The 17,743-nt window shown below is 59.5% G+C and carries 20 protein-coding genes; 11 read left to right on the top strand and 9 right to left on the bottom strand.

Annotated elements, in window-relative coordinates; translation table 11 throughout:
* Positions 1–53 precede the first annotated feature (53 nt).
* From rpmH to yihA, 4 genes are read left to right on the top strand one after another with little or no spacing between them, the layout of a single operon-like run.
* Positions 54–191, top strand: coding sequence for a 50S ribosomal protein L34 (gene rpmH / locus AC1DCP_RS01545; protein WP_013635393.1), 138 nt, complete (start codon positions 54–56; stop codon positions 189–191).
* Between the two features lie 36 nt (positions 192–227).
* Complete coding sequence (rnpA, locus tag AC1DCP_RS01540) at positions 228–611, top strand: ribonuclease P protein component (protein ID WP_003514841.1); 384 nt, start codon at positions 228–230, stop codon at positions 609–611.
* Positions 611–2,410 carry a membrane protein insertase YidC gene (gene yidC, locus AC1DCP_RS01535; RefSeq protein ID WP_003514840.1) on the top strand — a complete coding sequence of 600 codons (1,800 nt, stop codon included), beginning with the start codon at positions 611–613 and terminating at the stop codon, positions 2,408–2,410. Before rnpA ends, yidC begins: the two co-directional genes overlap by 1 nt.
* The gene (gene yihA / locus AC1DCP_RS01530; RefSeq protein ID WP_003514838.1) at positions 2,407–3,060 is read left to right on the top strand and encodes a ribosome biogenesis GTP-binding protein YihA/YsxC; all 654 of its coding nucleotides are present in this window, start codon (positions 2,407–2,409) and stop codon (positions 3,058–3,060) included. Before yidC ends, yihA begins: the two co-directional genes overlap by 4 nt.
* A 13-nt stretch (positions 3,061–3,073) precedes the next feature.
* Here the strand turns inward: yihA and AC1DCP_RS01525 are convergent, their stop codons facing one another.
* Positions 3,074–3,451: a hypothetical protein gene (locus AC1DCP_RS01525; RefSeq protein WP_476774114.1), complete on the bottom strand. Its 378-nt coding sequence runs from the start codon at positions 3,449–3,451 to the stop codon at positions 3,074–3,076.
* Positions 3,452–3,811: 360 nt separating this feature from the next.
* On the opposite strand from AC1DCP_RS01525, the gene argB reads away from it, so the two are divergent.
* Entirely contained in the window at positions 3,812–4,696 is an 885-nt protein-coding gene (gene argB / locus AC1DCP_RS01520) for an acetylglutamate kinase (protein ID WP_003514834.1), read from the top strand.
* A 48-nt stretch (positions 4,697–4,744) separates the two neighbouring features.
* On the opposite strand, the gene AC1DCP_RS01515 is transcribed toward argB, so the two are convergent.
* Positions 4,745–5,662, bottom strand: coding sequence for a DMT family transporter (locus AC1DCP_RS01515; protein WP_035252051.1), 918 nt, complete (start codon positions 5,660–5,662; stop codon positions 4,745–4,747).
* A gap of 106 nt (positions 5,663–5,768) precedes the next feature.
* Between AC1DCP_RS01515 and AC1DCP_RS01510 the strand changes: the two genes are divergently transcribed.
* Positions 5,769–6,482 (top strand): pyrimidine 5'-nucleotidase, encoded by a 714-nt coding sequence (locus tag AC1DCP_RS01510; protein ID WP_003514831.1) that lies wholly within the window; start codon positions 5,769–5,771, stop codon positions 6,480–6,482.
* A 122-nt stretch (positions 6,483–6,604) separates the two neighbouring features.
* On the top strand, positions 6,605–7,201 hold the full coding sequence (locus AC1DCP_RS01505; protein WP_025592284.1) for an EF-hand domain-containing protein: 597 nt from the start codon (positions 6,605–6,607) through the stop codon (positions 7,199–7,201).
* 43 nt (positions 7,202–7,244) lie between these two features.
* On the opposite strand, the gene AC1DCP_RS01500 is transcribed toward AC1DCP_RS01505, so the two are convergent.
* Together AC1DCP_RS01500 and AC1DCP_RS01495 are read right to left on the bottom strand one after the other, a co-directional pair.
* Positions 7,245–7,502 carry a BQ00720 family protein gene (locus AC1DCP_RS01500; protein ID WP_003493591.1) on the bottom strand — a complete coding sequence of 86 codons (258 nt, stop codon included), beginning with the start codon at positions 7,500–7,502 and terminating at the stop codon, positions 7,245–7,247.
* A 56-nt stretch (positions 7,503–7,558) separates the two neighbouring features.
* Positions 7,559–7,984: an Hsp20 family protein gene (locus AC1DCP_RS01495; protein ID WP_013635387.1), complete on the bottom strand. Its 426-nt coding sequence runs from the start codon at positions 7,982–7,984 to the stop codon at positions 7,559–7,561.
* A 212-nt stretch (positions 7,985–8,196) separates the two neighbouring features.
* Here AC1DCP_RS01495 and AC1DCP_RS01490 point away from each other — a divergent pair, with 212 nt between their 5' ends.
* On the top strand, positions 8,197–9,141 hold the full coding sequence (locus tag AC1DCP_RS01490) for a nucleoside hydrolase (RefSeq protein WP_013635386.1): 945 nt from the start codon (positions 8,197–8,199) through the stop codon (positions 9,139–9,141).
* A gap of 70 nt (positions 9,142–9,211) precedes the next feature.
* On the opposite strand, the gene AC1DCP_RS01485 is transcribed toward AC1DCP_RS01490, so the two are convergent.
* Positions 9,212–11,557, bottom strand: a complete 2,346-nt coding sequence (locus AC1DCP_RS01485; protein ID WP_112153184.1) for a methyl-accepting chemotaxis protein — start codon at positions 11,555–11,557, stop codon at positions 9,212–9,214.
* Positions 11,558–11,723: 166 nt separating this feature from the next.
* Positions 11,724–12,584 (bottom strand): LOG family protein, encoded by an 861-nt coding sequence (locus AC1DCP_RS01480; RefSeq protein WP_034501844.1) that lies wholly within the window; start codon positions 12,582–12,584, stop codon positions 11,724–11,726.
* Positions 12,585–12,728: 144 nt separating this feature from the next.
* Between AC1DCP_RS01480 and dapD the strand changes: the two genes are divergently transcribed.
* The 3 genes from dapD to AC1DCP_RS01465 are packed head-to-tail and all read left to right on the top strand — an operon-like array spanning position 12,729 to position 15,374.
* Entirely contained in the window at positions 12,729–13,583 is an 855-nt protein-coding gene (gene dapD, locus AC1DCP_RS01475) for a 2,3,4,5-tetrahydropyridine-2,6-dicarboxylate N-succinyltransferase (RefSeq protein WP_003514821.1), read from the top strand.
* Between the two features lie 14 nt (positions 13,584–13,597).
* Positions 13,598–14,794, top strand: a complete 1,197-nt coding sequence (gene dapE, locus AC1DCP_RS01470; RefSeq protein ID WP_065688372.1) for a succinyl-diaminopimelate desuccinylase — start codon at positions 13,598–13,600, stop codon at positions 14,792–14,794.
* Positions 14,778–15,374, top strand: a complete 597-nt coding sequence (locus AC1DCP_RS01465) for a hypothetical protein (protein WP_019564415.1) — start codon at positions 14,778–14,780, stop codon at positions 15,372–15,374. Before dapE ends, AC1DCP_RS01465 begins: the two co-directional genes overlap by 17 nt.
* A gap of 15 nt (positions 15,375–15,389) precedes the next feature.
* Here AC1DCP_RS01465 and truA read toward each other — a convergent pair whose 3' ends face one another.
* The 3 genes from truA to def are packed head-to-tail and all read right to left on the bottom strand — an operon-like array spanning position 15,390 to position 17,685.
* Entirely contained in the window at positions 15,390–16,190 is an 801-nt protein-coding gene (gene truA, locus AC1DCP_RS01460; RefSeq protein WP_003514816.1) for a tRNA pseudouridine(38-40) synthase TruA, read from the bottom strand.
* Positions 16,190–17,125, bottom strand: coding sequence for a methionyl-tRNA formyltransferase (gene fmt, locus AC1DCP_RS01455; protein WP_065688373.1), 936 nt, complete (start codon positions 17,123–17,125; stop codon positions 16,190–16,192). Before fmt ends, truA begins: the two co-directional genes overlap by 1 nt.
* Before the next feature lie 47 nt (positions 17,126–17,172).
* Entirely contained in the window at positions 17,173–17,685 is a 513-nt protein-coding gene (def, locus tag AC1DCP_RS01450) for a peptide deformylase (protein ID WP_003514812.1), read from the bottom strand.
* Positions 17,686–17,743: the final 58 nt, after the last annotated feature.

The raw sequence follows: 17,743 nt of genomic DNA, 5'->3' as shown, positions 1-17,743 counted from the left end.
CTCTTGCAAATAGTGCAAATTCAAGAAGGGCCGCACACCGCGGTATTAAATAAATGTCGAAGCGTACATTCCAGCCATCCAAGCTTGTTCGCAAGCGTCGTCATGGTTTCCGTGCCCGTATGGCTACTGCCGGCGGTCGCAAAGTTCTCGCAGCCCGCCGCGCGCGCGGCCGCGCAAGTCTGTCGGCTTAATTGCCGTCTCTGTGGCCCGATGAAAGTCGCGGGCACATGAGCAAGACAAAAAAACTGCCCGGCCGGCTTAAAAACCGGTCGGATTTTCTTGCCGTGCAGACGGGGGAAAAGCGTCGGGGAGGCACCTTTCTTCTGGAGGTCCTCGACAGGAAAACCCCGGAAACCGAACCTCGGGTCGGTTTCACCGTAACGAAAAGACAAGGCAACGCGGTCGAGCGAAATCGCATGCGCCGCCGTCTCAAGGAAGCCGTCAGGCTTTCTGCCGGATTCGCAATGAAGCCCGGCCATGACTATGTGATTGTCGCCCGCAGGGACGTGCTCGAGACGGCCTTCCCGAAACTTCAGTCTCTCCTTACCGAGCGAATTGAAGGAACGGCGAAACCGAAACGGTCCCAGGACACCCGCTCCAGGAAAGAATGATGGAAAAGAACCGCAATTACTTCATCGCGATAGCCCTTTCGGTTGTCATCGTCCTCGCCTGGCAATTCCTTTACATGAATCCGCGCATCGAGCAGCAGCGCCGCGCCGAAGAGGCCCGCCAGGCGCAGCAGCAGACAACGCAGCAACAGCCGGCACCGGGTGCCGCACCCGGCGTGACCGTCGACGGCGCACCGCCTGCCTCCTCCACGCAGGCCGCCGCCACGGCGACGCGTGAAGAAGCGATTGCAAAAAGCCAGCGTGTGGCCATCGACACCAACGCCATCGCCGGCTCGATCAATCTGACCGGCGCCCGCTTCGATGACATCCGGCTCAAGGGCTACCATGAGACCGTCGATGACTCGAGCCCGATCATCACGCTGTTTTCGCCTTCCGACACCAAGGACGGCTATTTCACCGAACTCGGTTACGTTGGCGGCGCCGATGCCGGCAGCGTTCCCGGTCCTGCGACCGTGTGGACACTCGCAAGCGGCGACAAGCTGACGGAGACCACACCGGTTACCCTGAAGTATACCAACCAGAATGGCGTCGTTTTCTCCCGTACCGTTTCGATCGACCAGCATTACATGATCACGGTCAACGACAAGGTCGAGAACCCCGGGCAGGCGCCCGTCTCCTTTGCCACCTACGGCCGCGTGACGCGCAACAACAAGCCGGCAATACCGCCCGTTTTCGTCATCCATGAAGGCTTCCTCGGCGTCTCGGGCAAAGACGGCAGCCTGACGGAAGAAAAATACAAGGATGTCGAAGAAACCCCGGTAACGATTGCCAAGGCGACCGGCGGCTGGCTCGGCATCACCGACAAATATTGGGCCGCTGCCATTGTGCCGCCGCAGATGACGCCGTTCGAAACGCGTTACTCGCACATCAAGGGCAATCAGCCGAGCTACCAGGCCGATTTCAAGAGCGACACGATGACGGTCGAACCCGGCCAGTCCATCGAACTGAAGAGCCTTGTCTTCGCCGGTGCCAAGGAAGTGCCGCTGGTTGACCGCTATGAAACCGAATATTCCATTCCGAAGTTCGACCTGTTGATCGACTGGGGCTGGTTCTACTTCATCACCAAGCCGATGTTCAAAATGATGGATTTCTTCTTCCGTTATTTTGGCAACTTCGGTGTGGCCATCCTGCTGACCACCATCGTCGTCAAGGCTCTCTTCTTCCCGCTCGCCAGCAAGCAATATGCATCCATGGCGAACATGAAGCGCATGCAGCCGAAGATGGAAGAGCTGAAGGCCAAGCATGGCGATGACCGCATGGCCATGCAGCAGGCGATGATGCAGCTCTACAAGGAAGAGAAGATCAATCCGGTTGCCGGCTGCTGGCCGATGCTGCTGCAGATTCCGGTCTTCTTCGCGCTCTACAAGGTCATCTACGTCACCATCGAAATGCGGCATGCACCGTTCTTCGGCTGGATTCACGACCTTTCCGCGCCAGATCCGACCTCGCTGTTCAATCTGTTCGGCCTTCTGCCCTACGACGTGCCGCACTTCCTGATGATCGGCGTCTGGCCGCTCGTCATGGGCATCACGATGTTCCTGCAGATGCGCATGAACCCGACCCCACCCGATCCGACACAGGCGATGATCTTCACCTGGATGCCGCTGATCTTCACCTTCATGCTGGCTTCGTTCCCCGCCGGTCTGGTTATCTACTGGGCATGGAACAACACGCTGTCGATCTCGCAGCAGGCCCTCATCATGAAGCGTCACGGTGCCAAGATCGAACTGTTCGATAATCTCAAAGGGCTATTCAAGCGAAAGCCGGTGCAATCGAAATGAGTGAAACCGGCCCGGCAACCGAAAAGCCCCTCTTTGGGCGACCCTGGATATTCATTCGCGGCGTTCCCGCGATGAAATTCCTGCCGCCCGAAGGCCCGCCGGAGATTGCCTTCGCCGGACGTTCGAATGTCGGCAAGTCTTCGCTCATCAATGCGCTGGTGGGCCACAAAGGCCTTGCCCGCACCTCCAACACACCCGGACGCACGCAGGAACTGAACTACTTCGTTCCTGAGGGTTATTCCGGTGAGCCGGGCGACCTGCCGCCGATGGCGCTGGTCGATATGCCGGGTTACGGCTATGCGCAGGCGCCGAAGGACCATGTCGATGCCTGGACGAAGCTCGTCTTCGATTACCTGCGTGGACGTGCGACGCTGAAGCGCGTCTACGTGCTGATCGATTCCCGCCACGGAATAAAAAAGAACGACGAGGAGGTTCTTGGCCTGCTCGACAAGGCGGCCGTGTCCTATCAGGTCGTGCTGACGAAGACGGACAAGATCAAGGACGTTGGCGTTCCCCGGCTGATCAGTGAAACGCTGGAGAAAATCCGCAAGCGTCCCGCCGCCTATCCGGAAGTTCTCGCTACCTCTTCGGAAAAATCCTTCGGGCTGGATAGCCTACGCGCCGAGATCGTACGAACGGTCTCGCTCTAAAAGACCATCGCCTTCAGGCGATGGTGAAAAGCAGGACGGCGGTCCACAGCATCGCCATCAATGCCAGAAGCCGCCAGAAACGCACGGAATTCCACACCTCCAGAAGCATTGCGGCGAATATGCTGCCATTGCGAAGCGGCTGGCCCTTGAATGGCAGACCGGAGCGAAGCGGATCCCTGTCAAGCAGGGCTGCGACGCCCGCTCTTTCGCGATATTCGGTTTCCGCCAGATTGTCACGCCAGCGCCTGACCATGGCCGCAAACTGGCGGTCGCGTTTGACGCGTTTTGCAAGCTCCGCCATGCTTTCCGGTGGCAAGGCACCCAGCACATATTCGCCAGCGAGTACTTCGTCCCGCAAACCGCTTTGCTTGTCTCGATCCGGTACGGTCATATGTTTTCAAACTCCTCGGTCGTTCAGGCCAGCATCATTTTTTGCGATGCGCAACGATCCTCCGTCGCCCTGCTGAATAACCCCTCCCCTGCTCGCCACAAGGCTGGTCCGATTGGTGCTTTATGTCAATCTCATTACGCGCCGCAGGCCGCCCAAAAGCGGAATTTTACTATGCGCCGACACAATATGGCCCGGAGGTTACTTCATTCATTCACCCCGCGCATTCACCTGTCCTTGCAAACGCATCGACATGCCGAATCCGCGCATCCTGCACCGCAAAAATCGATTCCGATTTTTGCGCCGATGCTGTAGAGCGATGAAAGGCTCTCAAGGGCCGCAACCACAGACCGAGGTTTTTCCATGACTGCTTCCGAAAGCGAGACTCAGGCGCGGCTGCTCGCACAGGCTCTGCCCTTTATGCAGAAATATGAGAACAAGACCATCGTGGTGAAATATGGCGGTCATGCCATGGGCGACTCCACACTTGGAAAGGCTTTTGCGGAAGATATCGCCCTGTTGAAGCAGTCTGGTATCAACCCCATCGTCGTGCACGGCGGCGGCCCGCAGATCGGCGCGATGCTGACGAAGATGGGCATTGAATCGAAGTTCGAAAGCGGCTTGCGCGTTACCGATGCCAAGACAGTCGAGATCGTCGAAATGGTTCTGGCCGGCTCGATCAACAAGGAGATCGTCGCGCTCATCAACCAGACGGGCGAATGGGCCATTGGCCTGTGCGGCAAGGACGGCAACATGGTCTTCGCCGAAAAGGCGAAAAAGACCGTCGTCGATCCCGACAGCAATATCGAGCGCGTTCTCGATCTTGGTTTTGTCGGTGAAGTCGTCGAGGTCGACCGCACCCTGCTCGACCTGCTTGCCAAGTCGGAGATGATCCCGGTCATCGCTCCCGTCGCTCCCGGTCGCGATGGCGCCACCTACAACATCAATGCCGACACCTTTGCCGGCGCCATTGCCGGTGCGCTCAACGCCACCCGCCTGCTGTTCCTCACGGACGTGCCTGGCGTTCTCGACAAGAATAAGGAACTCATCAAGGAACTGACGGTCTCCCAGGCGCGTGCGCTGATCAAGGACGGCACGATTTCCGGTGGGATGATCCCGAAGGTCGAGACCTGCATCGAGGCCATCAAGGCCGGTGTTCAGGGCGTGGTGATCCTCAACGGCAAGACCGCCCATTCCGTTCTTCTGGAAATCTTCACGGAAGGCGCGGGCACGCTCATCGTGCCCTGATACGGTTCATGTGGCGGACGGGAATGCCTGTCCGCCACGACAACACTTTCAGCCGAATATCAGAAGCGACAGCACGCCCAGAACGATCAGCAGGCAGCCCGAAAGTTCCAGCCGGTTGATCTTTTCCTTGAAGAAGAGCACGGTCGAGGCGAAGGCGAAGAGCATCTCCACCTGCGCCAGCGCCTTGACCACGGCCGCCTGTTGTAACGTCATCGCCGTGAACCAGCCGAATGACGCCGTGGCCCCCACGAAACCGACCGCAAGCGACGGTTTCCACGCCTTCGCGATCCGCCGCAATTCGTCCCTCTCCCGCCATACGATCCACAAGAACATCGCCAAGGTCTGCGTCACGATGACAACGACGAGGGTAAAGCCGGCCTGCATCACCGCATCCGGTGCCGGCAGGCTGGGTGCTAGCGCCAGCGAGGCCGAACGGTAAGCGACAGACGACAGGCCGAAAAAAGCCCCCGAGGCGAGGCCGATGCCCGCCGTCCGGCTGAAGATGGAGGTGAGAATGGAGGCAGGGGTCACTTCCGTGCGTGCAACCGAAATCAGCATGACGCCGGCCACCGAAATAGCGATGGCCGCAAGAGTGCCGCCATTGACGCTTTCGCCAACGAAAATCAGCGCAAACAATGCCGCCTGCGCCGGCTCAGTTCGGGAATAGGCCGTGCCAACCGCGAAGTTGCGGAAGGAAAACAGGTGCACCAACAGGAAAGTGGCGGCGATCTGCGCCATGGCCCCGACCATCGCCCAGACGGCGAATGACATGTTCGGCACCGGCAGCGGCCGGCCAAGTACACCATGCAGAAAACCGAGATAGGCAAGAGCGAAGGGCATTCCAAAAACGAAGCGCACGAAAGTTGCGCCCGTGGTGCCCATCATGCCCTTCAGGTGCTTTTGCAGGGTCGAGCGCAGGTTCTGCAAGAACGCGCTTGCGAAGGTTATGCCTATCCAGAGTTCCATGATCTTGGCGGTATCATGCGCTGGAGGCCGCAGCCAAGCCCGATTTTCCCGTCTGTCGTCGTCTTTTCGATTTTCTTCGGCATTCGAAACGGGCATAAAGCTGCCCATGGACACAAAGCCGAAAAACCTGCCCGATGCCGCCGATTTCGCCCACGTCAGCGAATGGGTCTTCGACCTCGACAACACGCTCTATCCGCATCACGTCAATCTGTTTTCCCAGATCGACCGTAACATGACGGCCTATGTTGCTGAGCTTTTAAAGCTCGAGCCCGACGAGGCTCGCGCGCTTCAGAAGCGCTATTACCACGAACATGGCACCACGCTTCAGGGCCTGATGATCCACTACGGCATCAGCCCGGACGAGTTTCTGGAGCGCGCGCATGCCATCGACTATTCCGCGCTGAGCCCACATCCGGAGCTCGGCGAGGCAATCAAGGCGTTGCCGGGCCGCAAGTTCATCCTCACCAATGGCAGCGTCAAGCATGCACAGGCAGCGGCGGGCGCGCTCGGCATTCTCGACCAGTTCGAGGATATTTTCGATATCGTCGCCGCGGACTATCTGCCAAAGCCGGCCAGTGCGACCTATGAGAAGTTTGCCGCACTTGCGAAGCTCGACACCAGAAAAGCCGCCATGTTCGAGGACCTGCCGCGCAATCTCGCGGCACCCAAGGCACTCGGCATGAAGACAGTGCTGCTCGTTCCTTCGAACCTCGAAGGCGTCATCATGGAGCGCTGGGAGATCCCCGCCGCGACGGATGAGCATATCGACTACATCACTGACGATCTGACCGGTTTCCTGATCAAAACGATCGCCCGCTGACAGGTAACATCGAAATCGAGCGTAGACGACATTACCGAAGCTTCATGCACCTTACGGATGTTTAAGTAGTGAACTGCCACCTACGCCACTATCTTCCTCCTCAGGGACACCAACGGAAGGTAATGACGATGTCTACACGAAAGATCGCACTCTCTGCTCTTGGCGCAGCCCTCTTGCTCGGCTCGGCTGCTACAGCCAGCTTTGCGGCCCCGCCAGCGCACGGCAAAGGCCACGGCGAGCGCATGCCGTTCCGCCCGGAACTGGCGTTCGTTCAGCTGCTGAAGGTGGCCGACACCAACAAGGACGGCAAGATTACCAAGGAAGAGTTCGCCGCACGTCAGGACGCACTTTTTGCCGAGATCGACAAGGACAAGGACGGTTCGATCACGCCAAAGGAAATGCGTGAATACCGCCAGGCCAAAATGGAGGCGTTCCGTGCGGCTCATCCGCGCCCAGAGGCTGCTGACGCTAAAGCGGGCGAAGGCAAGGGACCTGAGGGCAAGCGCGCCGAACGCGAACATGGCGGTCGTCAGGGCTGGGGCAAGCATGGCGGCAAGGGTGGGGCGTTCGCGATGATGCGCATGGCCGACACCGATGAAAACGGCCAGGTCAGCAAGGCCGAATTCACCGCAGCCGGCGAAAAAATGTTCGAACGGCTGGACAGGAACAAGGACGGCGTCATCTCCATCGATGATATGCCAGACCGCCCGTTCCTTTAATCACATAAGAAAAAGCCCGCTCAATCGGCGGGCTTTTTTCCTTTCAATGCAGGCTGACGGTTTTCAAATCGTCTTCGGCAGCCTTGAAAAACGTGCTGGAACGATTGTCTGTCAGGAGGATCGGCGTGCCATCCGCGCCAAACAGGGCCCAGAGATCGAGTTGCGGATCGAGATCAGGCGCTTCCGGGAAACAGCGGCTTACGTCTTCCGCACGGATTTTACGGATATAGCCCACTTCTCCCTCGCCGATATGAGCGAGCTGGGACCGGGTGAGACGCGCATGCGCTTCTTTTAAAAGCATATTTCAGCCTCCTTCTTCACGCCGAGCGATTCGTGTCGGATTCCGGCGTTCACGTTCTACTCTGAGACGGAAATATTAATTTTCTTTACCACGTTTGAAATTTCGGGCTTCACCAGATCGATGGCAAGAAGGCCATTGCGCAGGCGCGCGTCCCTCACCTGCATGCCGTCTGCAAGCACGAAGACCCGCTGGAATTGCCGGGCAGCGATACCCCGGTAGAGAAAATCCCGCTTTTCCTGCTCCTGCTGGCGACCGCGAATGACGAGCTGGTTGTCGGCCGTCGTCACATCCAGATCGTCCTGCGAAAAACCGGCGACTGCAATCGTGATACGCAGGCGTTCCGGCACGTCTTCACCGCCGGGCAGGCGCTCGATGTTGTATGGAGGATAGCCATCATTGGCCTTCGCCATACGCTCCAGCGTTTTTTCCATGGCATCAAAACCCAGCAAAAGCGGGTGGGTGAATGGCGTCATGCGGCTCATATCGTCTCTGTCCTTGCAACCAAGCGACGTTTCGCGGTCCCGCTTCCGGCAACCCTGCCGGTCAATCTTACCGGCTCTACGCAATATGGGAAGCAAAACCACGATGCGCAAGGCGGGGCCACAAGGCAAAGGCAGGCACTCCGAGGAATGAGACTTGACAAGTGAACGTCCGCCGCTGGAAAAAAGCGCCTTATCTCAACGGCGGGCAAGACATGGCAGAACGCAGAAAAATCATCATAGACACGGATCCAGGTCAGGACGACGCGGCAGCGATCATGCTGGCTTTCGCAAGCCCGGAAGAAATTGAAATTCTCGGTCTGTGCGCCGTCGCCGGCAATGTTCCGCTGAAACTGACCAGCCGCAACATCCGCATCATCTGCGAATTGTGCGACCGCACCGATATTCCCGTCTATGAGGGTGCCGAGCGGCCACTGGTGCGAAAGCCCATCACTGCCGAGCATGTTCACGGCAGCACCGGCCTTGATGGCCCGGTTCTCGACGAGCCGACGATGGAGGCACAAAAGCAGCACGCCGTCGATTTCATCATCGAAACGCTGCTGCGGGAGCCTGCGGGCACCGTGACGCTCTGCACGCTCGGCGCGCTGACCAATGTGGCGCTGGCTTTGCAGAAGGCCCCCGAGATTGCAGGCCGCGTCAAGGAACTGGTGATGATGGGTGGCGGCTTCTTTGAAGGCGGCAACATCACACCGGCTGCGGAATTCAACATCTATGTCGATCCGCAGGCTGCCGATATCGTCTTCCGTTCCGGCGTGCCCATCGTCGTGATGCCGCTTGACGTAACCCACCAGTTGCTGACCACCAAGGCGCGTGTCAGCCGCATTCGCGATATAGGCACACGCCCGGCAATCGCCATGGCGGAAATGCTGGAATTCTTCGAGCGTTTCGACATCGAGAAATACGGTTCGGACGGCGGCCCCCTGCACGATCCAAGCGTCATCGCCTATCTCCTCAAGCCCGAGCTGTTTCAGGGCCGCGATTGCAATGTCGAAATCGAGGTCAATTCCGAACTGACCATGGGCATGACGGTGGTGGACTGGTGGCGGGTGACCGAGCGCCCGGTCAACGCCCGCGTGATGCGAAATGTGGATGCGGACGGCTTTTTCGAATTGCTGACGGAACGTTTCGCCCGCCTCTGATGGGAACGCAGACATGAAAAGGGCCGCTGGCATGACCAGCGGCCCTTTCATTTGGAACCACGGGATATTCTCAGAACTCGGTCCAGTCGTCCTGTGCCAGCGCGTTTGCGCCGCTGGTTCTTGGGCGGGAACGTTGGGTCGCAGCCGAGCGGCCCGATGCCTGTGACGAGGCGACAGGCGCACGCATTGCCGCCGCGGTGGCGCGCAATTGCTGGCTCGACTGGCTGGAATGACCGCCGGATACGGAGAAGCCGGCAACGAGCGATTTCAGCGTTTCCGCCTCGCTGTTCAGCGTCACGCTTGCCGCCGTTGTTTCTTCCACCATGGCAGCATTCTGCTGGGTGACCTGGTCCATCTGAGTGACGGCGGAGTTGATCTCCTTGAGACCTACCGCCTGCTCGCTGGCGGAGGCCGAAATCTGCCGTATCAGCTGGTTGATCTGCAGAACCTGATCGGCAATCTTTCTCATCGTCTCGCCGGCCTTGCCGACCAGCTGGACGCCCTCGCCCACCTGCCTTGCGGAGGTGTTGATCAGACCTTTGATCTCCTTCGCGGCTGTCGCGGAACGTTGCGCCAGTTCACGTACTTCCTGCGCGACGACGGCAAAACCCTTGCCAGCCTCGCCCGCACGGGCAGCTTCCACACCGGCATTCAGCGCCAGAAGGTTGGTCTGGAAAGCGATTTCGTCGATTACCCCGATGATGCGGGAGATTTCCGCCGAGGATTGAGCGATGCCTTCCATGGAACTGACGGCCTGCTGCACGACCTCGCCCGACTTGCCGGCGTCGTCGCAGGCATTGCTGACAGCTGTCGCCGCCTGCGCTGCGTTTTCCGCACTGGAATTGACCTGCGCCGTCAGCTGGTTGAGGGCGGCAGCGGTCTCTTCCAGGCTTGCAGCCTGCTGTTCCGTGCGGTGGGAGAGATCGCTCGCAGCGCGGGTGATCTCGCCGGTGCCGTTGCCGATGCTGGCAACGGTTCCGTTGACGGTGGAAACGGTTTCCTCGAGGCTGGCGAGCGCCGAGTTGAAGTCGTTGCGCAGCTTTGCATATTCACCGGGGAACTGGTCCTCGATACGATAGGTCAGATTGCCCTGCGAGAGCGCATTGAGACCCGCGCCGAGTACGCTCACGATATGTTGCTGCATCCGGCTGTTCTCATTGCGCTCGGATTCGGACCTTTGGCGCTCCGTTTCCGCATTGCCACGCTGCACGGCGGCATCCGCTTCCATTTCGCGGATACCGGCAAGCTTCGCACGGAAGCCTTCCAGAGCCGTTGCCACCGCGCCCGTCTCATCCCTGCGGTCCTGTCCGGAAACCGGCACATCGTAACGACCGTCGCTCAGTGTTTTCACATCGGAGACCAGCGAGGCGAGCGGATTGCGGACGAAATAGCGGACGGAGAAATAGAGCGCGGCAATAACCGCCGCAAGAATGACGATCGCCCCGAGGATCATCAGATAAGTCTGTTCCTGCACCGGCGCGTTCAACGCCTGATGCGGGATATCCACCAGAACCACCCAGGTGGCATTGAGGCCCGGAACCGCAAACGGATAGACAAGGCGGTTATAGGGCGCGTCGGTATCAAGGCCGAGATTTTCGATCAGGCCCTGCTTGCCGGATGTGATCGCCGCCTGAACGGTGCTTGCACCCTCTCCGTCATAGGCCTTCATGTTCTGCTCGGGCGTCGGCGGTACCAGCCATTGGCCGCCCTGCGAAATGAGTGTCACACGGCCGGTTTCGAAAGGATGCAGCGCCTGCAGCTTCTGCGACAGAGCTGCCAGCGAGATATCGACCCCCGCCACACCAATCATCTTACCATCAGACATGACGGGATAGGCAAGCGAGGTCATTGTGGTGGGCACTTCCGTGCCTTCGGCCAGATAGGGCTGGGTAATGGCGCCCTTGCCGGATTTGGCGGCCAGCGAATACCACTCCGCCGCATAGTCGTTCTTGAAGGTCGAAAACTGGATGTCGCCTTTCTGGGTCTTCGACCAGTAGGGGGCAAATGCACCCGTTGCATTGGTGCCGAGATCGAGCCTGTTGGCGATCTCGGTGGTCTGTCCGTCGAAAAGGCCCAGCTGCTCACAGAACCAGCTTCCGAAAGCGAAAGCATTCTGCTCGACATTGGCCTTGAGGATGTTGACGATGCCGGGGCGGTCCATCGATTTCGCCTGGTGCGCACGGCCGATGATACCGGCCATGGAGCGGGCAGCACTGCCGAGTTCACCGACATCTGCGGCGATGACGTTGGCGATGGCGCGTGCCTCGGTGTTCGCCTGATCCATGGTCAGCGAATGGACACGGTCGCTGGTCTGGGAAATGAGGAAGGAATTCGATGCGACAAGGACCGTGGTGATTGCACAGCCGGTTACAAGGATCAGCTTGGTCGCAAGCGACTTCACTTTGAAATTGAACATTTTGGCCTCGATCAAATCGCCGGCCGAAAAGGCTGGCGTCAACGGATGAGAAATCTCCGTCATGGAGGCCCGCCCGCTGGGGGCAGTGCGCTGCAACGCGACGAGGGGAAATTAGAATATCTTTGCTAATTAACCCCTAAAATTCCCCCGTCGCATCGAGCCGAAATCAGTGCTCGTAATAGGCGGATACGATGTTCCATGCATCGTCGGCCGTTTCGGCGAAATGTAGCAGCTCCATATCTTCGGGCGCAATGGTTCCGAAATCCGCGAGGAATTCGAAATTGACGACGGAGCGCCAGAATTTCTCTCCGAAGAGAATGAGCGGGATGGGCGCCATGCGCTTCGTCTGGATCAGCGTCAGCGTCTCGAAGAGTTCATCGAGCGTGCCGAAACCGCCGGGGAAGATCACCACGGCCTTGGCCCGCATCAGGAAATGCATCTTGCGGATGGCGAAATAGTGGAAGTTGAAGCTCAGCTCCGGCGTGACATAGGGGTTGGGCGCCTGCTCATGCGGCAGAACGATGTTGAGGCCGATGGACGGGCCTCCGACATCGGCTGCGCCGCGATTGCCTGCTTCCATGACGCCGGGACCACCGCCGGTGACCACGACATATTCCAGATGGTCCGATTTCGCGCCGTAGTCGGTGCAGAGCCGGGCGAACTTGCGCGCCTCCTCGTAATAAACCGAGGATTGCTCCAGATTGCGTTTCTGCGTCTCGTTGCGGGCCGCCCAAGCCTCGCCGCCGGGCTCGGGAATGCGCGCGCCGCCGAACATGACGACGGTGGACTTGATGCCCCGCTCGGTCAGCGCCATTTCCGTCTTCAGAAGTTCGAGTTGAAGCCTGACGGGGCGCAACTCCTCGCGGCAGAGAAAATCCATATCCGCGTAGGCAAGCCGGTAGGATGGGGAATCCGACTGCGGTGTTTTGGGAATGACATCGGCCTGCTGCTTGTCCGCAGAGCTACGCTTCAACGGGTCCCACACCCCATCCTTGCGCCGCAATTTGCCGTTTTTCAGTCGTGTCATTTCCAAGCCTTTCGTCTGGTGCGCCAAATCACCCAAATCACATTGACGCCTTTCCAACACTCCCTTAGATCAAATGACCATAGCCTTCCAGCGGCGCGGGACCATCCGTGGCCAAGAACACACGCGACATTCAAGGAATTTTCCATGAGCCTTCCGGATCTCACCTCCCTCGAAACCACCATCGAAACAGCCTTCGACAACCGTGACGGTGTGAACGTATCGACGAAGGGCGAGGTTCGCGACGCGGTGAACACATCTCTTCAACTTCTCGACAGCGGCAAGGTCCGCGTCGCCGAAAAGCAGGCGGACGGGAACTGGAAAGTGAACCAATGGCTGAAAAAGGCCGTGCTCCTCTCCTTCCGTCTGAACGACATGGAAATCGTCACCGGCGGCCCCGGTGAATCCACCTGGTGGGACAAGGTGCCGTCGAAGTTCGAGAACTGGGGTGAAAACCAGTTCCGCGCTGCGGGCTTCCGCGCAGTGCCTAACGCCGTCGTGCGCCGCTCGGCCTATGTGGCCAAGAACGTGGTGCTGATGCCTTCCTTCGTCAATCTCGGCGCCTATGTCGATGAAGGCACGATGGTCGACACCTGGGCGACGGTCGGCTCCTGCGCGCAGATCGGCAAGAACGTGCATCTGTCCGGCGGCGTTGGCATCGGCGGCGTTCTGGAGCCGCTTCAGGCCGGCCCAACCATCATCGAGGACAATTGCTTCATCGGTGCCCGTTCGGAAGTCGTAGAAGGCTGCATCGTGCGCGAAGGCGCCGTTCTCGGCATGGGCGTCTTCATCGGCAAGTCGACCAAGATCGTCGATCGCGCCACCGGCGAGATCACCTATGGCGAAGTGCCACCCTATTCCGTCGTCGTTGCCGGCACCATGCCGGGCAAGCCGTTCCCGAACGGCGAGCCGGGCCCGAGCCTTTATTGCGCCGTCATCGTCAAGCGCGTCGATGAAAAGACCCGCTCCAAGACCGGCATCAACGAGCTTCTGCGCGACTGATAAAAGCTGATACCATGACCACGACCGATCCCGTTGCCAATCTCGCTGCCCTCATCCGTTGCCCTTCGGTGACGCCCGCCGAAGGTGGCGCGCTATCGCTGCTAGACACCCTGCTTTCACCGCTTGGCTTTGCGGTGGAAAAGATGGTGGCGAGGGAAGTGGGAACGCCTGACGTTGAAAACCTCTACGCCCGGCTTGGCACGGAAGGTCCGCACCTGATGTTTGCGGGCCATACCGATGTCGTTCCGGTGGGCGACGAGGCGGCATGGAGCCATCCGCCCTTTGCCGCTGAAATTGCCGGCGGCGAAATGTTCGGCCGTGGTGCGGTGGACATGAAGGGCGGCATTGCCTGTTTCGTTGCTGCCATCGCCCGCTACATCGAGAAACACGGAAAACCGAAAGGTTCCGTTTCTTTCCTGATCACCGGTGACGAGGAGGGCCCCTCGATCAACGGCACCTCCAAGTTGCTGGAATGGGCCGCCGCCAAAGGCGAGACATGGGATGCCTGCGTGGTGGGTGAACCGACCAACCCCGACCAGCTGGGCGACATGATCAAGATCGGCCGCCGGGGATCGATTTCGGGCCGCATCACCGTGCATGGCGTGCAGGGTCATGCCGCATATCCGCATCTGGCCGACAACCCCATTCGCGGGCTGCTGCAACTGACCCACGCGCTGATGCATCCGCCCTTCGATCACGGCACGGACGACTTCCAGCCGTCTAATCTGGAAGTGACGACCATCGACACCGGCAATGCCGCCACAAATGTCATTCCGGCGCGGGCGACGGCGTCGTTCAACATCCGTTTCAATGACAGCTGGACGGTGGAGAGCCTGCGGGCGGAAATCATCCGCCGCCTCGATGCCGCCGCTGCCGAGGGAGAACTTCGTCCCGACCGCAGCCCGGTCAAATATGAGATCGTCTGGGCGGACCGTCCGGCCCATGTTTTCCTGACCCGGAACAATGCGCTCATCTCATCGCTTTCCGGCGCCGTGGAAGCCGTGACAGGCAAGGAGCCCAAGCTCTCGACCACCGGCGGCACGTCGGATGCGCGTTTCATCAAGGATTATTGCCCCGTCGTGGAATTCGGCCTCGTCGGGCAGACCATGCATATGGTCGATGAGCGCGTGGAAGTCGCCGATCTGGAGACGCTGACACGCATCTACGAGACCTTCATCGAACGCTGGTTCTCCCATGCCGACGGCAAGTGAAGTAAGGCTCTATCTGAAAGGCCTCTGGCTGCTGCTGCTCGGCGACCATACCGGCGCGCGTTATCTGGATCTTTCCGAGCGCGGCATGTGGCGGTCCTTCTACTCCGCCCTCTGGTGCCTGCCCGCCATGCTGGTGTCCTGGCTGTGGCTGCGCGCTGCGTTCCTGGCAAGCTATCCGCCCGGAACAGGAACGGGGTTCATCTTCTTTTTCCGCCTTGCGATGGTCGAGGCTATCTGCTGGATCGTGCCGCTGCTGTTGATCGGCATGCTGCTGTTCGCCTTTGGCGCACGGGAAAAATTCACCGCACTGGTCACCACCATGAACTGGCTGTCGCTGCCATTTTCCTATGCCTATGCGGTTCTGATCCTGATCGCGTTTTTTCTGCCGCCCTTGCAGGGGCTGATCGCCATTCTCTGGCTGGCACTCCTGCTGTCGCTGGTCTTCGCCTTTTCGCGGATCGTGCGCTTCTTCATCCGCGACCAGTCGTTGCTTGTCTCGGCGATCGTTATGACCCTGCTGGTGCCGGGCATGCTTCTGTCCGAGGCACTGCAGCGTTTTCTCGGCGTTTATCCGGCCTGAGAAACGAGACGGACTTCAGTCCGTGTCTTCGACCGTCTCGACCTTTGAATAGACACGCGGCGGAATGACGTCGGGATAATCGACCTGCATGAAATAGAGACCATCCGGCGGCGCGACTGGGCCGCAGGCTTTGCGATCCCGTGCTTCCAGTGCCGCGCGCACGTCTTCCGGTGTCATGCTGCCTTCACCGGCCATTTTCAGCGTTCCGGCAAAAGAGCGTATCTGGTTGTGGAGAAAGCTCTGCGCGGTGGCGCGTATCTCGATAAGATCGCCATTGCGCGTCACATCCAGCCGGTCGAGCGTTCTGACCGGGCTGCTCGCCTGACAATGAACCGAGCGGAAAGTGGTAAAATCGTGCCGGCCGACGAGCATCTGTGCAGCTTCATGCATGTGTTCGTGGTCCAGATCTTTCGATACCCACCATGCGCGCTTGTGCTCGAGTGCCAGCCGCGCTTTCCGGCAAATGATGCGGTACAGATAATGGCGGCGAAGCGCGGAGAAGCGCGCGTCGAAATCCTCGGTCACCGCCGTTACGTCGACAACCGAGACGGCCTCTTTCGCCATGGCCAGATGGGCGTTGAGAGCATTGCGAAGCTTATATGGCGCCCAATCGCGGGAAAGATCGACATGGGCTACCTGTCCCACGGCATGCACGCCGGAATCGGTGCGGCCAGCGCCGCGAATAGAAACGGTTTCGCCGGTCAGCGACCGGACGGCAGCTTCAAGCGCGCCCTGAACTGAAGGGCCGTTATCCTGTCTCTGCCAGCCGAAGTAAGGCGTACCGTCATATTCGACGGTCATGCGGAAACGCGGCATCAGCCGAGCCTCGTTCTGGCGGGAACGGGTGTGCCACGAACGAAATCGGCAGCCGACAGCGGCTTGCCACCCGCCTTCTGCAAACGGGTAAGCCGCACCGCGCCACTGCCGCAGGCGATGGTCAGGGCGTCATCGAGCACAGCGCCCGCTTCGCCCATACCGCTCGCCAGTTCTGACGCCAGAACCTTCACGCGCTCGGCCTTACCGCCGATTTCCATTTCCAGCCAGGCGCCGGGGAAAGGCGAAAGGCCGCGGATATGGTTATGGACGTCCTGTGCCGGCCGGGAAAAATTAATCCGGGTCTCGCCCTTGTCGATTTTCGAGGCATAAACGACGCCTTCTTCCGGCTGCGCAACGAGAGGAAGATCGTCTGCTTCCAGCTTGTCCATCGCCTGCCGCATCAGCCGCGCGCCTGTCAGCATCAGGCTGTCGTGCAATTCACCTGCCGTGGTATTCTCACCGATCGTGACCTTGGCGGTCAGCGCCACCGGGCCGGTATCCAGCCCCTTTTCCATTTTCATGACCATCATGCCCGTCTCGGCATCGCCAGCCATGATCGCTCGCTGAATGGGAGCAGCGCCGCGCCAGCGCGGCAGCAACGAGGCGTGGCCGTTATAGCAGCCAAGACGCGTACCGCTCAGGATAGCCTCGGGCAATAGCAGCCCATAGGCAACGACAACCGCGACATCGGCGTTGAATTCCCTGAATTCCTGCCGGTCTTCCTCGGCCTTGAAATTTACCGGCGTCAGCACGGGCAGACCCAGCAGTTCGGCCGCCTGATGCACCGGCGATTTCTGCAGATCGAGGCCACGGCGACCGCCTGGACGCGGCGGCTGCGTATAAACGGCAACGACCTCGTGACCAGCGTCCACCAATGCACGCAGCGTGGGAACGGAAAAATCCGGCGTGCCCATGAAAATGATGCGAAGAGCCATATCGCCCCCTGCCCTCTATGCCGGTCCGTCTACGTAATTAAGACGAATCAGACCTTAGCGCGGGCTGCTTTGGTGAATTTCTTGATGACCATTTCTCGCTTCAGCCGCGAAATATGGTCGATGAACAGAATGCCGTTCAGGTGGTCGATCTCATGCTGCAGACACGTCGCCAGAAGTCCGTCCGCATCGACCGTCTGCTGCTTGCCGTCACGATCGACATATCGCACTGTCAGGGATGCGGGACGCTCTACCTCGGCATAATAATCGGGAATGGAGAGACACCCTTCCTCATAGGCCGAGACGTCGTCCGACACTTTGAGGATTTCCGGATTGATGAAGACGACCGGCTTTTTCTCCTCGTCCTCGCGCGAAACGTCGATCACCAGCATGCGGCGCGGCACGCCCACCTGAATGGCGGCAAGGCCGATACCCGGCGCATCATACATGGTTTCAAGCATATCGTCGGCAAGGCGCAACACTTCGGCATCCACCTGTTCGATGGGCCTTGATTGCTGGCGCAGCACGGGATCGGGCAAAATGATAAGCGGTTTGATAGTCATGGCTTCCCATAACGTATCTCTTGCGCGGAGGAAATAAAAAATACGCGGTCGAAATGAG

It is taken from the genome of Agrobacterium sp. 10T429, from assembly GCF_056393925.1.
This window is presented reverse-complemented; position numbering and strand designations above follow the sequence as displayed.

Excerpts from the sequence above, each read along its gene's own strand:
- rpmH (WP_013635393.1), top strand. The coding sequence starts at position 54 with ATGTCGAAGCGTACATTCCAGCCATCCAAGCTTGTTCGCAAGCGTCGT.
- rnpA (WP_003514841.1), top strand. The coding sequence starts at position 228 with ATGAGCAAGACAAAAAAACTGCCCGGCCGGCTTAAAAACCGGTCGGAT.
- yidC (WP_003514840.1), top strand. The coding sequence starts at position 611 with ATGGAAAAGAACCGCAATTACTTCATCGCGATAGCCCTTTCGGTTGTC.
- yihA (WP_003514838.1), top strand. The coding sequence starts at position 2,407 with ATGAGTGAAACCGGCCCGGCAACCGAAAAGCCCCTCTTTGGGCGACCC.
- AC1DCP_RS01525 (WP_476774114.1), bottom strand. The coding sequence starts at position 3,451 with ATGACCGTACCGGATCGAGACAAGCAAAGCGGTTTGCGGGACGAAGTA.
- argB (WP_003514834.1), top strand. The coding sequence starts at position 3,812 with ATGACTGCTTCCGAAAGCGAGACTCAGGCGCGGCTGCTCGCACAGGCT.
- AC1DCP_RS01515 (WP_035252051.1), bottom strand. The coding sequence starts at position 5,662 with ATGGAACTCTGGATAGGCATAACCTTCGCAAGCGCGTTCTTGCAGAAC.
- AC1DCP_RS01510 (WP_003514831.1), top strand. The coding sequence starts at position 5,769 with ATGGACACAAAGCCGAAAAACCTGCCCGATGCCGCCGATTTCGCCCAC.
- AC1DCP_RS01505 (WP_025592284.1), top strand. The coding sequence starts at position 6,605 with ATGACGATGTCTACACGAAAGATCGCACTCTCTGCTCTTGGCGCAGCC.
- AC1DCP_RS01500 (WP_003493591.1), bottom strand. The coding sequence starts at position 7,502 with ATGCTTTTAAAAGAAGCGCATGCGCGTCTCACCCGGTCCCAGCTCGCT.
- AC1DCP_RS01495 (WP_013635387.1), bottom strand. The coding sequence starts at position 7,984 with ATGAGCCGCATGACGCCATTCACCCACCCGCTTTTGCTGGGTTTTGAT.
- AC1DCP_RS01490 (WP_013635386.1), top strand. The coding sequence starts at position 8,197 with ATGGCAGAACGCAGAAAAATCATCATAGACACGGATCCAGGTCAGGAC.
- AC1DCP_RS01485 (WP_112153184.1), bottom strand. The coding sequence starts at position 11,557 with ATGTTCAATTTCAAAGTGAAGTCGCTTGCGACCAAGCTGATCCTTGTA.
- AC1DCP_RS01480 (WP_034501844.1), bottom strand. The coding sequence starts at position 12,584 with ATGACACGACTGAAAAACGGCAAATTGCGGCGCAAGGATGGGGTGTGG.
- dapD (WP_003514821.1), top strand. The coding sequence starts at position 12,729 with ATGAGCCTTCCGGATCTCACCTCCCTCGAAACCACCATCGAAACAGCC.
- dapE (WP_065688372.1), top strand. The coding sequence starts at position 13,598 with ATGACCACGACCGATCCCGTTGCCAATCTCGCTGCCCTCATCCGTTGC.
- AC1DCP_RS01465 (WP_019564415.1), top strand. The coding sequence starts at position 14,778 with ATGCCGACGGCAAGTGAAGTAAGGCTCTATCTGAAAGGCCTCTGGCTG.
- truA (WP_003514816.1), bottom strand. The coding sequence starts at position 16,190 with ATGCCGCGTTTCCGCATGACCGTCGAATATGACGGTACGCCTTACTTC.
- fmt (WP_065688373.1), bottom strand. The coding sequence starts at position 17,125 with ATGGCTCTTCGCATCATTTTCATGGGCACGCCGGATTTTTCCGTTCCC.
- def (WP_003514812.1), bottom strand. The coding sequence starts at position 17,685 with ATGACTATCAAACCGCTTATCATTTTGCCCGATCCCGTGCTGCGCCAG.